The sequence below is a fragment of the Blastococcus deserti genome (assembly GCF_042682525.1).
GTDB lineage: Bacteria > Actinomycetota > Actinomycetes > Mycobacteriales > Geodermatophilaceae > Blastococcus_B > Blastococcus_B deserti.
In genome coordinates, this window is the sequence record NZ_JBHUHP010000013.1 from 1 (window position 1) to 16,443 (window position 16,443).

Below are 16,443 nucleotides of genomic sequence, written 5' to 3' on the forward strand. Positions count from 1 at the left end.
GAGGACGGGCTTCGCCCGCCCCGCGCTGACGCGCGCCTGCAACTCACCTATTCACGGGTCTGTGGTTCATGCTCACCCGCGACGAGCCCTACTCCGACCTCGGCGCCGACTGGCTGCGGCGGCGGAACGACGAGGCGCACACCCGCCGACTGGTCGCCCAACTCGAGCGCCTCGGCCACACCGTGGTCCTCGACTCGGCCGCCTGACCAACTGCAGAAGCACTGGAGGACGGGCTTCGCCCGCCCCGCGCTGACGCGCGCCTGCAACTCACCTATTCACGGGTCTGTGATGCCTCGTGATCTTGAGTCTTCTGCAGTAGTTGAGAACTTGGTGGCAACTTCGCGTGCGGCGGGAGGCGTTGGACAAGGTCCCCCCTGGGCGCGGGTTCTGGCGCGGCAGCGGACGGGCCACGCGGGTTGGTCTCGACGGATAGCGTCGGTGCGTGAAGAAGGGGTCACGGTCACGGAAGCTGACGCGGCAGCGGCTGGTACTCAAGAAGCCGTCGCAGGAGCTATGGGTCTCGCGCCGTGCGGGTGCGCGAAACGTCGCGGGGGTTAGGTACCAGCTGCGGTTAACCGCGACGCTTCTGGTTCGGGCGGCGCAAGGAGCGTTCCCGGCAACTGCTCTAACACCGGAGGGGCTGGAGGACGTCGACACGGTCCCCACCCCGGGCGCGGGGCGACAGTATGTGCAGGCGAGGAACAAGCCTCGGCGGACGCGTTCCTGGGACCGGGAGACCTCGCCGACTTCCTGGCTCATGTCGCGCCGATGCTCCGCGACGATCCCGACGCCACGGGGTGCCTGGTCACCAACGGCGGGTTCGGTGGCGGTCTTGTGGCTACGGGGTGGGATGAGCACCTGGAGCCGGCCCCGGATGTGGTGACGAACATCGCCTCAGTGGTGGACGGCGTGGGCGAGGCTGAGATAGCGGCGCTCCTGCGAAGAGTTCGCTTGGTCAGCGATGCGGCCGACCTCACGGCAGCAGCCATGGATCTAGCTGATTTTCGCAGCATTGATCCAGCGGTGGCTCAACTCGCCCTCGACCGGTGCCTAGTGGTGGCGGCGGACGCGTCCGCGGAGCAAGCGAGCCGGCCAGCGGAGCGGCCGGCGACGCTCACGCTGGGCGAGCTGGACGTGTTCGTGGACGCTGCCACGCGGACGGTCGCGACGGCCGCAGTGCCGATCGATCGGCTGCGTCGCGTTGCCGCGCCGTTGTCTTTCCGGTCGAAATCTGCGCTGTCCGTGGAGGCTTTCCTCGGCGGTGTCGACGTTCGGCCTGAGCACATCGCGGCCGGGCTTGACGTTGCGCGACAAGGCGAGTTGGAGGCGATCGCGGACGGGCTGACAAGTGATCGCCTGGCGCTGATCCTGGGGCCGAGCGGTGCCGGGAAGTCCGCGCTGCTGTGGCGGGCCGCGGCAGAGCATGCGCAGCGGATGCGTGTCTGGCGAGTGCATGCACTTGCGGAGGTGGACGCAGATCTGCTCGTCGCGGCAATCGATCAGCAGCGCCCCTCGAAGTCGTATCCGCTCCTGGTCTGTGTGGACAACATCGGCCGGGCCAGCCGTGCAGGGTGGCGCAAGGCCGCGGAAGCGTTGCTCGAAATGCCAGGGGTCTACATCGTCGGAGCGGCGCGCGAGGAGGACTTCGCCGTTGCCGACGCGCTGCGGCGAGCGGTCCTCGTACGCCCCACCCTGACGCGGCAGGCCGCGAAGGACATCGAGCAGCTTCTGCGCGAGCGCGGAGTCCATCCGGTGATGGCAGTCGACGAGGCATGGGGCCAAGCCCGCGGTCTCTTGATGGAGTTCCTGCATCTGGTGGTGGCGGGGCGTCGGCTGACGTCGGTGCTGGCGGAGCAGGCGGCCGGACTTGAGGATCCTTCGCGGGCGACGGAGCTGGCGGTGGCGCGCTATGTGACGACGGCACATAGCGTCGGCCTGGATGTGGATCCCGACACGCTCCTGCGGCGGGGCGGCGGTCCGAATCTCGCGGCAGCGCTGAATCGGCTGAACCGGGAGCATCTGATCGTCGAATCCAAGGCCGGCGTCTGGACGGGACTGCACGAGCTGCGCTCGGCACAGCTGCGCTCGCTCTTGCACGAACGCCCCCCGCCGCGCATCGCGGACACACTCGCAGCAATCGTGGACGACGCCACGGCTGCAGCGGTCGCAGCCCGGCTGCCAGTCATCGTCCGAGAAGCAGGCGACCCTATGGCGATGGCGGACGCCGTGACACGTCGGGTCGCCTCGGCGGGCGCGGAGTCGGCGCAATGGCTGGAAGCTGCGCGGCTGGCCGATGTGGCCGAACATGCACGCGCGTGCGTGCGCGTCGCCCGGACACTGCAGCTGTCGATGAATCTTGGGCAATGGCTGACGCTGGCAGTTGGGGCGCGGTTCGCTGGGGTGGACCTGTCGATCCTCCCTGCGACATTCCATGAGCAGGCGGCCGCACTGCCCGCCCCCGACCCCGCACTGTTCAAGCGAGCGGCCGCCGCGGTCGATGAGGACGAATGGCTGCGGCGGATCACGGCGGCCACGGCTGCAGACGGTGCCCGTCTGCTCGAGGCGTTGGAGACCGGCGTGGCCTGGACGATCGCGGCCACGGAGCGCCTCGCGGCAGCGGCCCCGACCGGGGACGTACGGGTAGCCGCACGATGGATCGCCAGCGCGCATCGCGCATGCGCAGACGACGCTGCTCGAGCCGCGCTGCTCACGGCGCTGCCGTCGCCAGCCGCCCGGCTAGACGCCCTACGGGACGAATGGCCGCTGCTCATCGACGCCCAACTCGACGACGCGAGCGGGACCGCGCGGACCAGGTTCATCCACCCAATCGACGGAGCGGAGTCGCCCGAGGCGCGGGCCGCCGAACTCGCGGCGACGATGCTCGACCTGCTGCCCGAAGCACGCTTGGCAGAGGTGACTGTGGCGCGTTACGACGGCGCCGACCTGCCGATCCACGGCCGGACCGGGCCACACAAGGCAATACCGCGTGAAAACCTGCCACCACAGGTCGTGACCCGATGGAACCGCGGGTTCAACGACTGGGTGCAGCGCGAACTCTCCTCCACGTCGCTGACCGCGCGGCTGCGGCAGCAAGCCGCGGCCGTCACGCTGGCCCGCGACGTAGTGCTGACAATGGTCGAACGCCTCGTGCGGCCAGGCGACGCCGACCGGAAACACTTGAGGCGATGGGAGCAACGTCGCCAGCAGCTGCAGCGCGACGCCGCTGCGCTCGGTGCCATGCCGGCGACCGAACCGGTTCTCCTCGCGCCGCTCGGCTCGCCGCCCCGCAAGCGGGGAGACGACGCCGCACAAGCATTGGATACGGCGGCCTCGGCTGCGCAGCAGTTCGCAGCAGCCGCCGCAGACCCCGACGCGGCCGCGAGGCGTCAACGGATGCGGCTCGTCGGCTCGCAGCTGCGAGACGCTGGTGAGCACTTCCGCGCCGCGGCAGCTACCGGAGCTGCTCGGCTTGCGGGGGAGCCGGATCCGCTCGACCCGACCTTCACCGCCTTCCTCGACGACGCTGCGGCCGTACTGATCGGGTTCGCCGACGGCGCCACGATCGATCCTCCGCCGGAGCGGCTGACGGCGGCGGCCCTTCGCGAGGCGGCAGCTGCCGTTCGCGACCGGCAGCTGCGCGACGAGCGCGAGCTGCTCCGCCGGACGCTCGCCGAAGTCCCCGGCGCCTCCGTCGATGGCGCGCGCCCCGTCAGTGCCGGCGCGAAGCCGGGCATGGTCGCGGAGCCCCGCCGGTGGCTGCTGCCGGTTGCGCCGGCCGCCCACGCCGCCGCCGTCGACGCGCTACTGCGGCTGGTGCGAGCTGCGCCAAGTGCGCCCCCTCTCGCGTTCCGCGTCATCGCCGCCCCCGCGGAGGCGGGCGTCCTGTATAGCTACACCGCGACCGTGATCGGAGCCCGCGATCCTTTCCCGGTCATCGACGTCGACGAGCTGCACGAGCTCGCACAACAGGCCGGGCTGCCCGTGCGACCCGGCCGATTCGTCGCGGAGACCGCCGACACGATAGGGGCACTCGTGCGGGCATCGCGGGCGGCGATGGCCGCGGCTCTGCTCTCGGGGACGCGGCAGGAGCCCGAGCTCAGGCAGCAAGCCAGTGATGAGCTCCAGCGTGCCCGAGGACTGCTTAGCATCATTGACCTACCCGGCGTCGCCGACCCGCTGCTACGCATCGCCGACGGCGTGGCGTCCGATGCCAGCCCCGGAACCCTCGCCCTTGAGATCGACGACATGCACACGCACGGCACGGTCGGCCCCTACGTAGCGACGCTCGAGTTGGCCGTCCAGGCCGCCGCCACCGCATGACCTGACTCAGCGGTCGGCCACGAGACGTCGAATGACGGCGCGCAGATCTGGACGTTCGAGTAGGACACCCTCCACAGATGTACTTCGGCGAAGGTTCTCGGTCCCCTCAAGCCGCCCTAGCAGCGTGGAGGCTTCTCGTGCCCGCGGGGATTATTCGCAGGCCTACGTGGGTTCACGGCCTTTGTCCTGGTCGAGGTCATCGGCCAAGCGGAGCAGTTCCCTTGTCTCGGCCTCGTAGCCAGGCTTGCCTACGTTGCGGAACGGGTTCCGGTCGGCCGTTGGAGTGTTGAACCGGTAGGCGGCATTGTTCAGTGGCTTTCCGGGGGTTCCGCTACGCAGGGCCTCGGTCAGAAGGCTGTCCCCTGGGAGGTCAGCGCTCAGCCGCTCCATCAACTCCAGCAGCTCGGGTGATGCCGGCGGGCTGCCTTCCTCCTGCTTGTCCTGCTTCTTGCCCTCGATGTGCTCACCCAGGCGCAACTGCCAGCCGATCTGATGCACGTAGCTGATCACGTCGGCGAGCGAGTCTTCGTCGGAGACGTGGGCGGGGGTCATCGCAGCGCCCGTCTTGTCCAGGCCGACGTAGAAGCCCCGCTGCTTCAGCCGATCATGACGGCCGGCCCACTTCCTGATCTTGCCCGGGTAGGCCGCGTTCGCGTCCGGGTCTGACGGCTCGGTGCCGAACCAGTACGCCTCCTCTACGAGGAAGTCGTGAACCAGCTCGAGCTTCTTCTGGTGGTCCTTCCACAATTCACGGAGGTCATCCGTGATGAAGGGCGTGCCCTCGGGGTCTCGGACGATCTGGACCCGGCGGTTGTGTATGGCGATGGCCTTCCCTGACTCCTCAAGCCCCAGGATGGCAAGGGAGCGGGCAAGCGCGACGTTGCCGAGCCCGAGCACCGCCAGAGCAGACGTCAGCAAGGCGTCCGCGTTGGCCAGAAGGGCGTCCTGCAGCCGAACCACCTGCTCGGGGGACAGATGCGGGAGGTTGGCGAGGCGCCTCGCCGGCTGCTCAGCCTTGGCTGCGGGCTGCCCGTCAGTGCTCGGCTTCACACCGGCACGCTAGGCGAGAGCAACGACCAGGTGTCATGTTGCAGGGCAACAGTGCCGGACCCTTGACCCATTCACGACCCACGCAGCGGCGAGCAAGGTCATGAACGAGTTCAAACGGGCGATCCGGAGGCTCCTCCAGAGCTTCGCCAGACTGCTTAACAGGCGGTCTGAACTGGGGTCACGCGTGGAGGGACTGACCGGGATCGAACCGCCATGGCCAGCTTGGAACACTTTGCCGCGCCAGCAGTTCCCCGGCGGGTCGGTTCGCCCGGCGACGCGGAAGTGGGATGGCGATTCTTCAGTGACGGTGGGCGGTCGGCCTGGGCGGCCCGCACACGGGTAGGCGGGGTGCAGTGATTGACGACGGTGCGATCGAGCTAGTGCCGGCCGGCTTCTTCCCAGCAGCGATGCTCTACCGCCGGGCATGTGCGACGGGCCATCAGGCGCGGCAACGTGCGACGGAAGCCGTACAGACGGGGCGACGCGAGCGGCGTCTCCGTGAGCTCGACGCGGTCGTGGAGACGGTCGTGCTGGCGCAGGCAGCCGCCGAGGGCTGGATCCACCGCGCCTACCACCTCGCCGACGTTGAGCCTCAAGGTGCGGGCGGCTGGGTGGGTCGCTGGCAGGCGGCACCCCAAGCCATCTGCGGTCCGGGTACCCGTGACCTCGACGTCGAGACAATTGAAACGCTGCGCTGGCTGAGTACCTGGCGCAACTATCTCGTCCATGACGACGCGCGGGCCCGTGAGCGGCTACGTGCCAACGGCGTCGACGCGGGCAGTGAAGCGGCGCACTTGACTGCCGACATGGCAGAGGCGGTCATCGCACGGATGGACGAGGCTTTTACTGATGTCGGTGCGTGTATCGGCTGGCGGACGCTGGCCGGCCTCCACTCGGCGTTTGTCTGGCGGTCGCACGACGAGGGGTAGACAGTCCGGCGTCGCTCGGCAGTGGTCCAGGCGATCGGTAGTGGCCCCCTCCTATTGCTCGGCTGGGCGGCCGGTAAGGACGGTCGGGGCCGTGTGCAGAAGCGAGCCGGTCCACTTCGGCGGTTGCAGTTGGCGGCGTTCGCGGACATTCGTGGCCGCCCGCGGCCGCATTTACCCGCTGGTCACAGGGCTTATGGAACTGTGGCGGACCGCCTCGAACGCGATCATGACGGCCTGGCAGTGTGGGCGGACGACGGTTGTGTCCTTGCAATCTCTATTCGGGGGCGGACTAAACGCACCGTGCTTCATTCTGTACCGCTACAGATATGACCTCAGCGTCTTGAGGATCCCGGTCCAGCGCAGCTCCTGAGCGTCGTAGCGGCCGAAGGGGCCGAGCTCGGCGGGTGCCATGTAGTTGTGCTGGAGCATGTCGATGCTGCGGACTGCGAGGCCCCACCTATCGAGGTACTCGTGGTGGTCGGTAACCCAATAGCGGTAGATCGTTGTCTTGGCGTCGTACTTGTCGTAGCTGCGGTCGACATAGAGGAGCCAGGCACGCCGACGCCAGCCAGTGCGGCCCCAGCTGCGCTTCCCGGTGATCGTCTGCCTCTCGGAGCCTGGGCATCCCCTGCCACGAAGTGTCTCTAGGACCTCGAAAACGTCGGTGCGTGCCTCGGCCTGGGTGGTGAGTTCCTCGGCTGCCTGCCGTTCCTTCGCTCGCTGCTCTGCTTGCCAATTCGCGCGCGCGGCCCTCTGGCGCTCCCATTCAGCTTTCGCATCGGCGGTACGCTTGGCAGCCGCCTTTACCTCGTAGTGCTCGGCGCAGAGTCGGCGCGCGGCGAAGAGGCCGCTATGCGTGCCGCAAACCGGCCGCTGACACTCGGAGCAGATCCCGATCGCTCCGGTGTTGCAGGCACACAGCCCGAGGCTCGTGGAGGTGCTCGACGGATCTTGGTAGGTCCTCCCGCAGATGCGGGTGTCGTACAGGACGGGTGGCCCCGAGCCGGGGCGTTGGAACCCGGGACCTTCCCGTTCCGTTGTGATCGTCGAGTCGCAGCGCCAGTAGCCCGGCGCAATCTCGGTCCGGGTGGCGCCACCACATGTCGGGCACGGCATGCGCGGATCGTGCCAGTGGACGCGCGGCATCGGGACCTCCGCGACGACGACTGTGCCGTCGGGGCAGTCCTGGGCACTCCAAGCAGTCCCCCCGGACAACCCCCTAGGAGCGCAGCTCCCTGGATTGTGCGGTCGACGAGGCGACCGCCAACGCTTCCGGGATCCTCAGGTTCGCCGAGAGGCCTACCGTCCGCGTAGTGCGGGGTCTCACCTACCGGAAGTTCGGGCAGCCGGGCGAGTTGTGGGCCTACCCCGACCGCGGGGCGCGTTCGGTAAGCAGCTTCAAGGTGGTGCCACCGTGGTGGCCTAACGCCGCCGTTCGTGGTCGCCCACGGCAGTTCCCTAATGACCGGGCCGCGAGCTGGCCTGCCTTTATGGCCTGTCGCGTCCATTCGCGGAGCCATTGCAGCCGTACTGGCAGTGCGGGGGTCAGGGGTTCGAGTCCTCTCAGCTCCACCCTTCCGACTCAGGCCGTTCTCCGATTCGGAGGGCGGCTTTCGTCGTCCTTGGTGCCAGCGTGGGTTGTTCGCCAAGGTGCTGGGCTAGCGGGTCGCCGATCCCTGAGCAGCCCGGCCGTGCCCACCTGGCCAGGACGATCCCTTACGGGCAGGTCCTAGCGAGTGATGCTTGGGACGTTAGAAGATTTCAGCGCGCGACCTGCACATCGCTGAGCCTGTACGTGGAAGCGCTCAACCGGCTTCCTAGGCCGCCACCTCGGCAATACCCGCGCGCTTCCTTCGGGGGCTTCTTCGCCTCCACGAGACGGCACCCAAGACGTCCTGTGGTCTCCCTTGCTCTTCTGCCTTCGGTATACGTCCGCCTTCGGCCTACGTGGCACAGGTCTCGCGGTAATTGAGGGTCGACACGTAGCGCCTCCACTCGTCCGGGTCCAGGCCGCCGTCTGTGATGGAACAGGCGCGTTCCATGGTGTCGTCCAGGAGCGACGCGAGTCGGGTGAAATCCCAGAGGATGACTTCCCCTCCGTTGCCATCGGTGGCCAGCATGTTGCCGTCTGGTGTGAAGACCACGGCGTGTTTCCAGTCCGTGGCATCGACGAGAGGCGATCCCAGACGACGCGGACTGGACGGGTCGGCGAGATCCCACAGGAGAACGGTGCCGTCCTCATCCCCGGTCGCCAGAATGCGACCGTCAGGACTGAAATCCAGCGCCTGTACAGGTGAGGAATGGCCGGCCAGCGGGGTTCCGAGGGGGCGGGCATTCGCCGGGTCGGTGAGATCCCACAGCAGGACTCTCTGGTTGTCGACCGTGCTCTGTGGGGTTGCCCCGGCGCTGGCTAGGAGGCGCCCGTCCGGCGAGAATGCTAGAGCGTCGATCTGAGACGTGTGGCCGGTCAAAGGCGGCCCGAGGCGACGGGGGTGGCTGGGGTCGGCCAGGTTCCACAGGCGGACACCGTTGTCGGCATCCGGAACTCCACGGGTGGCTGCGGTGGTGGCCAAGATGCTCTGGTTGTCGGCGAAGGTGAGTACGGCGAGGCGGACGGTGTCGCCCGTATGCAGGTCTTCCAGAGGCACCGGACGAGCTGGGTCGGCAAGGTCGACCAGCAGGACGGTGCCGGGGTCGCTGCCCACCGCGGCCAGAACTGGCGCATCGGGGTCGAAAGCGAGTGTCTGGGGTCCCTGGGAGTCGTAGCGGCCGGGCAGGGGTGCGGGGAGGCGGCGAGGCTCTGTGGGATCGGTGAGATCCCATAGCAGGGCAGTGCCGTCGGCGTCGACGGTGGCCAGTAGCGGATCATGCGGCGAGAAGACGCCCGCGCGCATCCCCGTCAGGGCGTCGCCGGCGAGGGCAGTAGCCAGGTGGCGTGGCGGGCCGCCATAGGTGATGTCCCAGACCGACAGGGTGTTTTCCGCGGTCTCGTCGTACCCGTCGGTGACCATCAGGCCTCCCTCGGAGGCGAGGGCCAGCACCTGCACCGGAGTGGGCGCACCCACGTCCAGGACCTCCAGCCTGCGGGGCTGCGCCGGATCGATGAGTTCCCAGATCAGAGCATCGCCGTCTTCTCCAGCCAGTGCTCCGGACGCCACCAGGGTCTGCCCGTCGGCATCGAAGGTCACGCGGCCCAGTCCCTCGTAGTTCCGAGGGGCGTCGAGACGGGTGGGCCGTGCAGGGTCGGTGAGGTCCCACAGGATGAAGGCGTCCCCGCTCACCGTGGCCAAGGTCTGGCCGTCGGCCGTGAAGGCCGCGGTGTGCACCTGCATGCGGTGCCCGGTGAGCGGCGGTCCGAGCGGACGCGGCTGAGCTGGGTCGGCGAGGTCCCACAGGGCCACCCTGCCGAGGTCGTCGGTGGCCGCGACCACCTCTCCGCCACGACCGAAGGCCAGGGATAGCTGGAAGTCCTTGCTCTCGATCTGGTTCGAGCCGGCAACAAACGTCGTCAGCCGTTGAGGCTGCTTCGGGTTGGTGACGTCCCAAAGCATCACGGTGGTGTCGCCGCTCGGCCCGTCCCACGTGGTCGCGGTGGCCAACACGGTTCGGCCGGAGGGTGCCGGGTTGATCTCCGCCGATCGAAGCGCCATGGCCTCGACTCCGTGTGTGTGGCCGGTGAGCCACGTCCCGAGACTCGCGGGCGCCGTTGCGTCGCCGACGTCCCAGAGCGTCACGGTGCCATCCTCACCGGCCGCGGCCAGCGTTTCCCCGTCGGAGGCGAACGTCACCGCAGTCACTGATTCCGATTGCTCCGGAAGCGATGTTCCGTCCGGGACACGTTCGGTCGGGTCGGTGACGTCCCACAGTCTCGCGGTACCGTCATCGCTCAGGGTGACCAGGGTGGTTCCGTCGGCCGAGAAGTTCACCGCGGTGACCTTCTCGGCAAGCCCGACCAGCGGCTGACCCAGTCGGCGCGGCGCGTGAGGGTCCGTGAGATCCCACAGCAGCACGGCGCCCTCGTCGTCCGCGGTCGCCAGGGTGTGCCCGGTGGCGGTGAACGCAACAGCGGTCACCGTTCCGGCGTGGCCGCGAAGGTGCCCTGCGTACGGGGTCGTCAGCACGCTGTTGACGAGGGCCGACTTGGTCTCGGGGCTGCTATGGATCTGTTGGGCGGCCACCTGCAGGCGCAGCGCTGTTTGCGGGTCCTCCTCGAGGAGAGCATCGCCGCGGGACAGCAGGAAGCGCGCGGTGGCCAGCCGGTTTCCCTCCTCCGCTTCCCGCTGCTGAGCCACCGCATTGCGCTGAGCGACCACGGCGCCGATCGCCGCCACGATGGCAACCGTCAGAAGCGCCGAGAGGATCGCGACCGTCAACCCCCTCCGACGTCGGTCGCGACGGAGGCTTGTCCGGAGGAAATCCCGCGCCTGCGCGCTCAGCTCGACCCGCTCCGCGACCAGTTCCCTGCGCCGCCGTGGCCACGCGCGCCGCGTCCGACGGTCTGCTGCGTCACCGACCCCGGGCGGTGGGGTGAGATGTCGCCCGGAGGCGGTGCGCAGGCGCGCGCCAGTGTCGGCGAGCGCCGCTGCGAGCTGGCCGCGCTCCCACAGGAGCGCCGGTTCGTGCCGCCTCTCGGACCACTCAGCGGCGGCGACCTCCACCCGACGACGGGCACGCAGCGCGTCTGAAGCGGCAACGATCGCTCTCTCAAGTGGCGACCACGCGCTCAGCAGGGCTTCGTGCGCGATGCCGAGGACGACATGGCTAGGATCAGAATCCTGCACGTACTCGGTGTCGCTGGTGAGCAGCCGTCGGTCGATGAAAGGCTGAAGCTCCGTCAACTCGTGATCCTGGAGATCGTCCCGTCGGATGCGTCGACGTGTGGGACGGCCCTCCTCATCGACGGTGACCAGCCGCAGCAGGTCCTTGACGACTTGGTCCCGCTGCCGCCCGCCAGCAACGACAGCTTCGCCCAATGCCGCCTCGGCCTGGCCGGCGAGGACGCCGCGAACCTCGCCGAGCTCGTCGTATCGGGACGGCACGATCCGACCGCCCCGCGTGACCCCGTCGCTGAGGCGGGCCAGCGTGTAGGCGAGCAGTGGGAGCGCCTCGCCGCTGCCCGTATCGGCAACGAGCCGGGTGACCAGGTCGCCTTCGATATTGATCCCGGCGCGGTCGGCCGGTCCCTCGATCACCGCACGCAGCGCTTCGCGTCGTAGTGGCCTCAGGGTTTGTGTGCGCGTCGGCAGGCCCGCCAGCTCGGGGCTGCTCAGCAGCGGATCGAGGAACTCCGGGCGCAGGGTTCCCACGACCTGCATCGCGCCGGTGAGGGCGCTGCGGAGCAGTCGGGCGAACCTGGTTCGCTCAACGGCGGGGGTCTGAGTCAGCAGCTCCTCGAACTGATCCACCACGAGCAGCAGGCGGCGACTTCGGTGTCCGGGCACGGCGAGAAGCAGGTCATCGGCCAGAGCCGTGAGATCGCCGTCGTCCAGGGCACGACGTACTTCGGTGGCCGTCCACGGGAGCCCGAGCGGGACGGCGGCCGCGGCGAGCTCGCGGGCCAACGCGGCAACCGGGGCGGGACCCGGCAGCACCGGTGGAAGTGTCCACCAGTCCTGGTCCGCCGCTAGCACCGGCAGTAGCCCTGCACGTACGAGCGACGACTTTCCGCACCCGGACGGCCCGACGACCATCAAGACCGTGCGTTCGGCATGTAGAGCGGGGGAGCGCAGCAATGAGACCAGATGGGCCACTTCGTCACTGCGGCCGAAGAAGACGGAGTGCTCGTCGTTCTCCAACGCGCGCAGGCCGGGGAACGGCGACCGGCCATCCGGCCAGCCGGTGCCGCCGGCGGCGTCCAATCGCATCAGCTCCGCGGCAAGCCTCGCCCGAGCTGCGGCCGCGTTCGAGGTGAGGTCAGCCTGCTGGAGTGGGCGTACCAGTGGATGGTCGACACCTGGGTCGGCTCTGACGGGTAGGACCAAGCTGCCGCGGGACTGGGCGATCGCCAACTCGGCGGTGCACCAGATCGACGCCACATAGCTCGACGTCAGCACGCACACCATGGCGTCGGCCCAGCGCAGCCGCTCGTGCAGACGTTCCTGCCACTGGTCGCCCAACTGGATGCCGTCGTACAAGTCCTGGTCCAGGAAAACCTCGTGGCCTTCCTCGATCAGCCACCGGTGTACCTCGCCGGCAAGTGCGATGTCCTTGCCGGAATGGCTGACGAAGACCTTGGCCATGCTCGTTCTCCCGACCGGTGGTGCCGTCCAGAGTTGCCACTCTGCGACGGACGGTCAATCGGTCGAGTCCCGGTGGCCCGAGCACTTCAGCTCCATCCGTGTGACCAGGCCGTTCTCCCTCGGGAGAGCGGCCTGAGTCGTGTCTGGTCGCAGGTTGAAGCGGGCCCGGTGGGCACCACCGAGTGGCCCGGCCGTGGGGGAGGACCTCGAGTCGGGTGGACTCAGCCGGCCGCGACGCCGTCGCGCAGCTGTCGGAGGTCGGACACCGCGGCAGAAAGCGCCTGGAGCAACTCCTCCGCATCGGGCACCAGGGCGGTGTCCACGGCGACGCCGAGGGTGAGCTGCGCGGCGTAGCTGTAGATGGACAGGCCGACGCCGATGGGGCCGGTGCAGGGAACCCAGGCGAGGAATCCGCTGATGGGGACGTCGCCGAGGCACACCTGTGGGCGGGGGCCGGCGATGTTCGTGACCACCGCGCTCGCCCGTCCGGCGAACTCGTCGATCGCCCGCTGCGCGGCCGGCGTGGGGACGTGCCCGAGGACCGCGAGCGCGCGCTACACGGTGCGCCCCTCGCCCGACCGCTTCGCCTCGTCCATGGCGGCCTTGACCTGGCGGAGCCGCTCGACCGGGGAGTCGTCGTCGACGGGTTACGGACGCGTGTTCTCCAGCTGGCTGAACCCGACGGCGGTGCTGGGAGGTGTGCTCGCGGTGCTGGTCTGCGCCTACCTGGCGGCGGTGTGTTCCTCTGCGCTGACGCGCGGCCCGAGGCGCCGATGACCTGGCCGACCACTTCCGCGTGCGGGCGGTGGTCACCGGTGCGGTGGGCATCGCCGGTCTGTTCGTGCTCCGCGGCGACGCGTCGCTGCTGTTCGACGGTCTCACCGGCCGCGCGCTCCCCGTGGTGGTCCTCTCAGTGATCGCGGGGCTCGCAGGGATCGTGCTGGTGGCTCGCCGCGCGTACGTGCCCGCGCGGTTGGCCTCCGGTCTGGCGGTCGCCGCCATCCTTGTGGGGTGGGGGGTCGCCCAGTACCCCTACGTGCTGGTGCCCGAGCTGACCATCGAGGAAGCCGCGCGAGGCCGTGCCACCCTCACCGCGATGCTGATCGCGCTGCTCGTCGGCGCTGTGATCCTCCTGCCCGCTCTGGCGTACCTGTACGTATTTGTTCCAGCAGGCTCCTCAGCGAGGTCCGTCGCCCAGGTGAGTACGGGAGCGGCGCGGGCGCCGTCAGCCCTCTCGGGGGTGGTGCCACCGTGGTGGCCTAACGACGGCGTTCAGGGGCGTTCGTGAGGGTTCGTCGATGACCGCGCAGCCGTCTGACCTGGGCAAACCTACTCATGCGAACGTCGTGGAACCCCCTCAAGCCGCCCTGGCAGTGTGGGGGTCAGGGGTTCGAGTCCCCTCAGCTCCACCCATCTGAGCAGGGCGCCCAACACCGCCGGCCCCGGCGACGAGGACCGTGTGGTCGACCCGTCAACGACCGAGTCGGATACAGCCCGCACGCTTCTTGATCCGAAAGGTGCCTCCTGCCTCACGCGGACATCGAGCTCGAACGCGCAACATCTGGCGGGCCAGGTTGGCCTTTCGTGCTCCTCGTCCGGCAGCAAGCAGCCGACCCGCGGTGAGATCCTCGGGGTAGGACCATCTGGCCCTCAGCCCTTCAGTGCGCGATCAGCGCCGCCCGTCGGCCCGGAGACCCGCTCGGTCGATCGGTTGGGTCGCCGCGCAGGTACTCGATGTGCAGGCCGGCGAGCAACCCCAGACGCAGACCTCATCCTGGCTTACGGCAGATCACCCTCACCGGATGCGTGCGGCCCTCCTCGATGTTGCGGGCCGAGTTGCGCCACTTCTCAGCAGCCCCAGGCCCCATGAGCACATGCAGGCCGAGGGCCGGCAGTTCGCCACGCTCCGCCAGTGCCAGGGTCGCCCGGTATCTCTGCAGGTCGTCCTGGCCGGTGTCGGTGACGTCGATGTCGACGAAACCCGCTGCGCCGAGGAGTTCTACGGTCTCCTCGGGCGTCACGAGGAACTCCCCCCGGCCGTCCTCCGACCAGGGCACCGGGTGGTATGTCGGACCCGCGTTTCCTCGGCCGTGTTCCGTGATCGCGAAGAATCCACCAGGTCGGATCACCCGCCAGGCCTCACCGAAGAAGGAGGGCCGGTCCGGCACGTTCATCGTGACGTGCTGGGCGTAGCCGCCGTCAAACGTTCCGTCGCCGTATGGCAGGGCCTGACCGTCCCCCTGTCGCAGGTCGACCACTGCCCCCATCCCGAGCAACTCCGTCAGCCGCCGGCCGGCGTCGATGAACGGCCCAGTCACGTCGATGCCGCTGACCCGGCAACCGAAGCGCCGGGCGAAGTAGCGAGCCGGCCCCCCGAGCCCGCAACCGACGTCGAGCAAGTGGTCCCCGGCCTTCGCTGGAAGGGAGTCGCCAAGCTCGATCGTGGCCGGTAACCCGCGAGCGTGGAAGTGGTCGACCGGGGCGAGGTCCTCGATGGTCAGCGCGTCGAGTGACTTCCCCGCCGCGTGGAGCGCGGTGACGATCCGACCGTAGACATCCCCGCTGGCCCAGTGCTCGGCGACCGCGGTAGTCATCGAGGACTCCCGGCATCTCGGATGAAGGACTCGAGAAACATGGCCATCTCCTCCTCGCTCCTCAGCCGGAGTGGTTCATGTAGAGAAGAAGTAGTCGGCGGACGGCGCCAGCTTTCCCCGCCCCAGCTCAACTATTTGGCTCAATGGGGGCCTGGACCTCTGGAGCCTTGTACTCCTCTACGGGTCGATGGTGTCGCCCGCTGGTCCCTCACGTACAGACCTTTCTATGCCCGCCGAGGCGACGTCTGTCGCGAAGCGCGGGGAGGCATCGAAGTGCTCGGCGAGTGAGGCGCCTGCTCGGCCCTCCGCCGGGAGGCGAGGGGTGCATCCCGCCGGGTTGGCCAGGTACGCCTCGCACATTCGAACGGTCGGGCTACATGCTCCATGGTCAAGGCGGCGATCGAGGGGCCAACTCTGTCACTGCGCAGGGAGGTCATCCCTTTCGGTATCACCGCCATGACGGTCGAGGCCGATGGCTTCCGCACCGACCTCGCCGGCCGGTCGCTCGTCCAGCCGGAAGACGCCGATCGCCGACTACGTCGAGACCGCTGGCAAGCGCCGCAAGGAGCACCGCGCCGGTCACGGAATGCAGCCCGGATACCCGGCGCGGGCAGCGGCCGCGTTGATCGACGCACTGCGGGCGGCTCTCGACGCCTGGGAGGACGGCAGCCGCAGCATCGACTTCACCGACTGACCACCTCTCAGGGTCGCAGAATGGTGCAGCCGTGGTGGCCAGACTGCGTCGTTCAGGCGCGCTCCACGGGGTTCGTCGGTGACCGAATGCACATCTGACTTGCGGAGATGCACCTCGGCGAACGCCCCGGAACCACCTCAAGCCGCTCTGGCAGTGTGGCCTCCTGCCTGGGCCTCAACCGTGTTGAGCCAACCGTCTGGGGAGCGTCCGTGGCGGAGCCACGTTTCAATGGTCAAGACACGCGACGACGCCCGTGGGGGAGCCGGACCGCGATCTCGACTGTCGCGCAGACGAGCACCGTGCGCCGCCAGCGCGACGAATTTACGACGATTAATCAACCGTAATCTGCACTATTCAGTCAACGCTCGTTAACGCCAAACGCGCAGTGGAATGCAAGTTCTGTCATGTGCCAATGCTGTCCAACGTCCTCGGCGCGTTCTCGCAGGGTTATTGGTTCGAGTCCAATCGGGGGAGCAACATCCGCTGTGCTGCTTCGGCTGATCCTTGACGGATCGGGCTCGGTTGATGGGTTGCACCGTCTCGGCTGATCGTTGACACCGTGAACCGCCCCGGGATTGATGGAGGCACTGAAGCCACGGAAAGGTGGAGCAGTGCCA

At 68.6% G+C, this 16,443-nt stretch carries 11 protein-coding genes and 1 tRNA gene; 7 read left to right on the plus strand and 5 right to left on the minus strand.

The annotated features are described in order from the left end of the window. Nucleotides 1-68: 68 nt before the first annotated feature. Nucleotides 69-206, plus strand: a complete 138-nt coding sequence (locus ACFSHS_RS13695) for a hypothetical protein (protein ID WP_376876892.1) — start codon at nt 69-71, stop codon at nt 204-206. 562 nt (nt 207-768) lie between these two features. Further along, the gene (locus ACFSHS_RS13700) at nt 769-4,320 is read left to right on the plus strand and encodes a hypothetical protein (RefSeq protein ID WP_376876895.1); all 3,552 of its coding nucleotides are present in this window, start codon (nt 769-771) and stop codon (nt 4,318-4,320) included. A gap of 162 nt (nt 4,321-4,482) precedes the next feature. On the opposite strand, the gene ACFSHS_RS13705 is transcribed toward ACFSHS_RS13700, so the two are convergent. Continuing rightward, nucleotides 4,483-5,370, minus strand: coding sequence for an AbiV family abortive infection protein (locus ACFSHS_RS13705; protein ID WP_376876898.1), 888 nt, complete (start codon nt 5,368-5,370; stop codon nt 4,483-4,485). 353 nt (nt 5,371-5,723) lie between these two features. On the opposite strand from ACFSHS_RS13705, the gene ACFSHS_RS13710 reads away from it, so the two are divergent. Then, nucleotides 5,724-6,299 (plus strand): hypothetical protein, encoded by a 576-nt coding sequence (locus tag ACFSHS_RS13710; protein ID WP_376876901.1) that lies wholly within the window; start codon nt 5,724-5,726, stop codon nt 6,297-6,299. A 318-nt stretch (nt 6,300-6,617) separates the two neighbouring features. On the opposite strand, the gene ACFSHS_RS13715 is transcribed toward ACFSHS_RS13710, so the two are convergent. Next, nucleotides 6,618-7,445 carry a cell envelope integrity TolA family protein gene (locus tag ACFSHS_RS13715; RefSeq protein WP_376876904.1) on the minus strand — a complete coding sequence of 276 codons (828 nt, stop codon included), beginning with the start codon at nt 7,443-7,445 and terminating at the stop codon, nt 6,618-6,620. A 366-nt stretch (nt 7,446-7,811) separates the two neighbouring features. Here ACFSHS_RS13715 and ACFSHS_RS13720 point away from each other — a divergent pair. After that, nucleotides 7,812-7,871, plus strand: a tRNA-Ser gene (locus tag ACFSHS_RS13720). A gap of 371 nt (nt 7,872-8,242) precedes the next feature. On the opposite strand, the gene ACFSHS_RS13725 is transcribed toward ACFSHS_RS13720, so the two are convergent. Both ACFSHS_RS13725 and ACFSHS_RS13730 read right to left on the minus strand, forming a co-directional pair. Next, nucleotides 8,243-12,538 (minus strand): nSTAND1 domain-containing NTPase, encoded by a 4,296-nt coding sequence (locus ACFSHS_RS13725; protein ID WP_376876907.1) that lies wholly within the window; start codon nt 12,536-12,538, stop codon nt 8,243-8,245. 221 nt (nt 12,539-12,759) lie between these two features. Continuing rightward, a complete protein-coding gene (locus ACFSHS_RS13730; RefSeq protein WP_458199765.1) occupies nt 12,760-13,041 on the minus strand; it encodes a WS/DGAT domain-containing protein in 282 nt (93 codons plus the stop codon). On the opposite strand from ACFSHS_RS13730, the gene ACFSHS_RS22575 reads away from it, so the two are divergent. Continuing rightward, nucleotides 12,998-13,315: a hypothetical protein gene (locus tag ACFSHS_RS22575; protein WP_458199763.1), complete on the plus strand. Its 318-nt coding sequence runs from the start codon at nt 12,998-13,000 to the stop codon at nt 13,313-13,315. The genes ACFSHS_RS13730 and ACFSHS_RS22575 overlap by 44 nt on opposite strands. Before the next feature lie 19 nt (nt 13,316-13,334). Next, complete coding sequence (locus ACFSHS_RS13735) at nt 13,335-13,826, plus strand: cytochrome d ubiquinol oxidase subunit II (protein WP_376876910.1); 492 nt, start codon at nt 13,335-13,337, stop codon at nt 13,824-13,826. 481 nt (nt 13,827-14,307) lie between these two features. Here ACFSHS_RS13735 and ACFSHS_RS13740 read toward each other — a convergent pair whose 3' ends face one another. Next, nucleotides 14,308-15,132: a class I SAM-dependent methyltransferase gene (locus ACFSHS_RS13740; protein ID WP_376876913.1), complete on the minus strand. Its 825-nt coding sequence runs from the start codon at nt 15,130-15,132 to the stop codon at nt 14,308-14,310. 472 nt (nt 15,133-15,604) lie between these two features. Between ACFSHS_RS13740 and ACFSHS_RS13745 the strand changes: the two genes are divergently transcribed. Then, nucleotides 15,605-15,826, plus strand: coding sequence for a hypothetical protein (locus ACFSHS_RS13745; RefSeq protein WP_376876916.1), 222 nt, complete (start codon nt 15,605-15,607; stop codon nt 15,824-15,826). The last annotated feature ends 617 nt before the right edge of the window (nt 15,827-16,443 follow it).